This is a genomic window from Mycobacterium sp. TH-M15 (assembly GCF_057473705.1).
The window spans coordinates 1-5,353 of the sequence record NZ_JBYCLB010000706.1; the positions used below are offsets into that span (position 1 = coordinate 1).

A 5,353-nucleotide genomic window follows, 5' to 3' on the forward strand; every position below is an offset into this window, starting at 1 on the left:
GCGGCACCGTCGTCGGCGCCGGGCACCCACCCACCCGCCGGTGCCGGCGGGTTGACCCAGGCCACACCCATCCGCCCGGCACCGGGCCCGGTCCCGGGTACGACGCCCACCGAGGCCGCATCGGGCCTATCCGGTCCGGCGCTGGCCGCCACCGCCGGCGGCGCGGCGGCCGGCGCCGCCTCGGCCGACGCCACCACCCGCCTCCGGCTGCAGCGCATCGTCGAGGTCGCCGCCCGCCAGGAACCCCAACTGGCCTGGGCGGCCGGTGACCACGACGACGGCACCACCGTGCTGGTCACCGATCTGGCCTGCGGCTGGATCCCGCCGACCGTCGACCTCCCGGCCGCGGTGACGCTGCTCGAACCCGGCTGGCGGCGCGGCGATCTGCAAGCGCTGCTCGGCGAGGCCGACCTGGCCGCCTCCTACGCCCCCACCCATCAGATCCCCGCCGACGACCCCGACGAGCCGCTGCCCACCTCGCCGCGGCCCCGGCGGGCACCGCAGATCGAGGAGCTGGGCTGGGAGCTCAACCAGGCCACCCACTGGCGCGACGGCCTGCCCCGGCTGGCGCACACCGTCGCCAAAGCCGCCTCGGCCGGCACCGGCCTGCTCGACTCCGAACTCGAACTGCTGCACCAGGAACTGGCCACAGTGCGCGGGAAGGTACTCAAGGCCTACCCCGCCCACACCGACTCGACCCTGCTGGGCAACTGGCAGCTGCTCGCCGCGATCGCCGCCCCGGCCGACGGCGACAAAACCGCCGCCAACTACCACTTCGCCTGGTTCCAGGCGCTCAGCCGGGCACCCAGCGGAAACCCCCGGAAATGACCGCCGAGCCCGAGCCCGCACCAGGAAGCACCTGGCTGGTCGGCCCGTTCAAGTTCCCCGCCGGGGTGCTGTCCGGTGGCCGCTCACCCGCCGCGTGGCAGGCCGCGCCCCGGTCGTGCGGGTCATCGCCCGCAGCCTGGACGATCCGCGAGACGGCCGCCCGACACCGCCGCCGACCCCGCTGGCCTGCACGGTCGGCGACCCGGCGATGGCCGCGTTCGGAAAAGCCGTCGCCGACGCCTGCGCCCGTGTCTATGAGGTGCTGGATCGGCTCTGGTGCGCCCGGGAAGCGGTCAAAGACCGATGGACGGCCCGGCTCTACGGGCCACCGATACTGACCAGTCCTCCCGCCGGAACGACGTTCCTGGCCGCGGCGCTCACCGGGCAATCACCCGTCGTATCCGCGGCACCGGCCTACGACGGTCGCGACGCCCGCACAGAACTGGCCGCGGTCGCAGCGGCCAGGGCGCAAACCCGAAGGGTCGAAACCGATTTCGTGGTCGACATCCGTGACGCGGTGAACACCGCCGACGCCGCAGCGACCCGCGGCGACCACAATGCCTGCGCCGCCGCCGAAACGGCCGTCCGCCACGCCGCCGACACCGCGATAGCCGGACTACACGGCCTGCAGACGTAACCGAAACCTGCTGCCAGCCAAGCACCCTTGGCCCACCCGGGTGCGTGCACCTCCCAGAACGGGACGTCGGCGGGCCGCAGCCGGCGGTTGGGCGAGCGCGCCGCGTCGTCGGTGCCGGGCGGCTCGACCGTCACGGCAGCGACGCCACCAACTGCTCGACATCGACCCGTGGCCCGGTGAAGAACGGCGTCTCCTCCCGGACGTGCAGGCGCGCCTCGGTGTCCCGCAAGTCACGCATCAAGTCGACGATCTGGTGCAGTTCCGGCGCCTCGAATGCCAGCAGCCACTCGTAGTCGCCCAGCGCGAACGCGGAGGTGGTGTTGGCGCGGACCTCCTTGTAGGCCCGGGCTTTCTGGCCGTGTTCGGCGAGCATCTTGCGCCGCTCCTCCTCGGGCAGCACATACCAGTCGTAGGACCGCACGAACGGGTAGACGCAGATGTAGGCGCCCGGGTCTTCACCGGCCAGATACGCCGGGACATGGCTCTTGTTGAACTCGGCGGGCCGGTGCAGCCCCACGTTGCTCCACACCGGGGTGCTGGCCCGCCCCAGGACGGTGGTGCGCCGGAAGTCGGCGTAAGTGGCCTGCAGCGCCTCGATCCGGTCGGCGTGGGTCCAGATCATGAAGTCCGCGTCGGCGCGCAGGCCCGCGACGTCGTAGAGCCCCCGTACCACCACGCCGCGGTCTTCCTGCAGCTTGAGGAAGGTGGCGGTCTCGGCGGCGACCTCGTCCCGGGGCTGCCCGTCGTCGAGTGCGCCGGGGCGCACCGCGAACACCGAGAACATCAGGTAGCGGAGGGTGGAGTTCAGGGCGTCGTAGTCGAGGCGTGCCATTAGCCCATCGTGCCACGAATGATCGGGGAGCCACTCAGCCCGTGCTGGTGGCGCTGATCACCGCCGCCGCGGCGCGCTCGGCGGTCGCGATGCAGGCCGGCACCCCGATCCCGGTCAGGAAGTTGCCCGCCACCGCCACCGTCGGCGGCAGCCCGGCCAGCAGATCGGTCACCAGCTCGGCGTGGCCCGGCCGGTACTGCGGCATGGCGGCGATCCAGCGCGCCACCCGCACGTCGACCGGGTCCACGGCAACCCCGAAGACCGTCCGCAGATCCTGCACCGCCCAGCTCAGCAGTTCGTCTTCGGAGGCGCGGCCGATCAACTGGACGGTGTCGCCGAACCGGCCGAACGACATCCGCAGCAGCTCCAGCTTGTCGCCGTACCCCCAGGTCCCCCACTTGCGCGACGACAGCGTGATCGCCTTGGCATGCAGCCGCTCACCGCTGGCCACAAGCACCCCGGAATTGTCCGGGAATGAACCGCCACTGGGCACCGCCAGGGTAACCACCGCCGACGACGCGCTGGTGATCCGGCTGGCCGCGGCCGCCGTGCCCGGCGCCACCCCGGTAGCCAGCCGGGCCAGCCCGGCGGCCGGAACCGCCAGCACCACCGCGTCGGCCCGCCAGTAGTCGCCGGCGGCGTCGCGCAGCGACCAGCCGTCCGGACGCCGGTCGATCTGGGTCACCGCGGATCGCACCCAGCGCAGCCGGCTGCGGTGCGCCAGGGTGTCGATCAGCACCGTGTAGCCGCCGGCCACCGCCCCGAACACCGGCGCCCCGGTGGCCACCGGCAACGCCCGGCGCACCGCCCCGGTGAGGCTGGGGGCGCCGTTGTCGAGCTCGGCGGCCACCAGCGGCGCCGCCGCGCGCAGGCCGATGGTCGCCGCCGAACCGGCGTACACCCCGCCGATCAGCGGGTCCACCGAGCGGGCCGTCACCTGCTCGCCGAACCGGTCATCGACCAGCTCGGCCAGGGTCGGGTCGGCGCCGGGCCGCCAGCGCAGCGGGCGGGTGGGCTCGTCGTCGATCTTGGCCAGAGTGGCGTCGTCGACCAGACCGGCCATCGACTCACTCGACGACGGAATCCCGATCAGCGTCTCCGCCGGCAGCGGGTGCAGCCGCTGCCGGCTGTAAATCAGCGGCCGCACCCCGGTGGTGGTCAGCTGCCGGTCGGCCAGGTCCAGTTCGGACAGCAGCGACGGCACCTCGGGCCGGCGGACCACGAACGCTTCGGCGCCCAGGTCCATCGGCACCCCGCCGACGTATTCGGTGCGCAGCGCCCCGCCGAGCCGCGGCGCCGGGTCGAACACGGTGATGTCGGCGCCGTCGCCGAGCATGGTGCGCAGCCGGTAAGCGGCAACCAGCCCGGAGATCCCGCCGCCGACAACACAATACGAGCGCGTCACAGCGAGTGCACCAGCGCGACCAGCTCGGTGAGAATGCCGGGGTCGGTCTCCGGCAACACCCCGTGCCCGAGGTTGAACACATGCCCGGCGGCTCCCGCCTGCACGGCGCGACGGCCGTCGTCGACCACGGCCCGCGCCGCCCGCCGCACCACCGGCCAGCCGGCCAGCAGCACCGCCGGGTCCAGGTTGCCCTGCAGGGCGGTGCCGGGCCGGACCCGGGCGGCGGCGTCGGTCAGCGCGGTCCGCCAGTCCACCCCGACCATCCGGCCGTTGGGCGCCTTCCCCGCCGACCCCAGCGCCGCCGACATCGCCCCCAGCAGCTCGGCGGTGCCGACGCCGAAGTGCGTCATCGGCACGCCGTCACCGGCCAGCTCCGCGAAGACCCGGCAGCTGTGCGGCAGCACGTGGTCGCGGTAGTCGGCCAGCGACAGCGTCCCGGCCCAGGAATCGAAGAGCTGGATGGCGTCCACCCCGGCATCGAGCTGCAGCCGCAGGAACGCCACCGTCAGGTCGGTCAGCTTCGTCATCAGCGCATGCCAGCTGGCCGGGTCGGCCAGCATCATCGCCTTGGTGCGGGCGTGGGTGCGGCTGGGCCCGCCCTCCACCAGGTAGGACGCCAGCGTGAACGGCGCGCCGGCGAAGCCGATCAGCGGCACCTGGCCGAGTTCGCCGGTAAGCAGCGCCACCGCCGCGACGACCGGCTGCATCCGCTGCGGGTCGAGCGGTTTCAGTGCGGCGACGTCGGCGGCGGTGCGCACCGGCGCGGCGATCACCGGCCCGACGTCGGGGACGATGTCCAGGTCGACGCCGGCGCCGCGCAGCGGCAGCACGATGTCGGAGAACAGGATCGCCGCGTCCACCCCGTGCCGACGCACCGGCTGCAGGGTGATCTCGCAGATTAGCTCGGCGTCCAGGCAGGCGGCCAGCATGCTGCGACCCTCCCGCAACTTTCGGTACTCGGGTAACGACCGACCCGCCTGCCGCATGAACCACACCGGTATCCGGCCTGGTGTGCGGCCGGCGATGGCGGCGAGATACGGCGAATCCGGCAGCTCACGGCGCGTATTCATCGGCCTCAATGCTGCCATGGCGGTGATCGGCGGCCGGTGGCCCGGCCCGGGTCGGCGCGCCTGCCCACGTGCGGCGGCGAATGGGTCTAGCGTGAGACAGCGTCACCGCTCCGCGGCGAGGGCAGATTCGCGCTGTGACGCGGTGCAGCGACGCTCGCAGTTCCCCCATCGACGATGCCGAGCGGAGCGACGAGAAGGAGCGCGCTTGTGACTCGCGTCGTCGACGATGCAGAGCGAAGCGATGAGGAGGAGCGGCGCTTATGACATCAGCGGAGCCGGCCCCATTCCGCGAAGCGGTGGCGGCGATGCAGGCCGCCACCGTGCGGCCAGAGATCGAGCTGGATCCGATCCGCCCGCCGCAGCGGCTGGCCCCGTACAGCTACGCGCTGGGCGCCGAGGTCAAGCGCCCCGAGTCCGACGCCGTCCCGGAGCCGTCCGAGGACGCCGATAAGGACGCGTTCGGACGGCTGATCCTGCTCTACGACCCGGACGGCAGCGAGGCATGGGAGGGCACCCTGCGGCTGGTGGCCTACATCCAGGCCGACCTGGACCCGCACGAGGCGATCGACCCGCTGCTGCCG

At 73.0% G+C, this 5,353-nt stretch carries 5 protein-coding genes and 1 pseudogene; 3 read left to right on the plus strand and 3 right to left on the minus strand.

All coding sequences use genetic code 11. The annotated features are described in order from the left end of the window. On the plus strand, positions 1 to 828 hold an 828-nt coding region (locus AC2VNT_RS17385), incomplete at its 5' end, for a DUF5631 domain-containing protein (protein ID WP_486948038.1). A gap of 115 nt (positions 829 to 943) precedes the next feature. Continuing rightward, positions 944 to 1,465, plus strand: a complete 522-nt coding sequence (locus tag AC2VNT_RS17390) for a hypothetical protein (RefSeq protein WP_486948039.1) — start codon at positions 944 to 946, stop codon at positions 1,463 to 1,465. Positions 1,466 to 1,595: 130 nt separating this feature from the next. Here the strand turns inward: AC2VNT_RS17390 and hemQ are convergent, their stop codons facing one another. Genes hemQ through hemE form a run of 3 tightly spaced genes read right to left on the minus strand, consistent with a single transcriptional unit; the run spans position 1,596 to position 4,772 of the window. Next, complete coding sequence (gene hemQ / locus AC2VNT_RS17395; RefSeq protein WP_486948040.1) at positions 1,596 to 2,297, minus strand: hydrogen peroxide-dependent heme synthase; 702 nt, start codon at positions 2,295 to 2,297, stop codon at positions 1,596 to 1,598. 34 nt (positions 2,298 to 2,331) lie between these two features. Further along, positions 2,332 to 3,702 (minus strand): protoporphyrinogen oxidase, encoded by a 1,371-nt coding sequence (locus tag AC2VNT_RS17400; protein ID WP_486948041.1) that lies wholly within the window; start codon positions 3,700 to 3,702, stop codon positions 2,332 to 2,334. Next, positions 3,699 to 4,772, minus strand: coding sequence for a uroporphyrinogen decarboxylase (gene hemE / locus AC2VNT_RS17405; RefSeq protein ID WP_486948042.1), 1,074 nt, complete (start codon positions 4,770 to 4,772; stop codon positions 3,699 to 3,701). Before hemE ends, AC2VNT_RS17400 begins: the two co-directional genes overlap by 4 nt. Before the next feature lie 207 nt (positions 4,773 to 4,979). On the opposite strand from hemE, the pseudogene AC2VNT_RS17410 reads away from it, so the two are divergent. Continuing rightward, positions 4,980 to 5,353: pseudogene (locus tag AC2VNT_RS17410) on the plus strand (DUF3000 family protein); the annotation flags it as partial.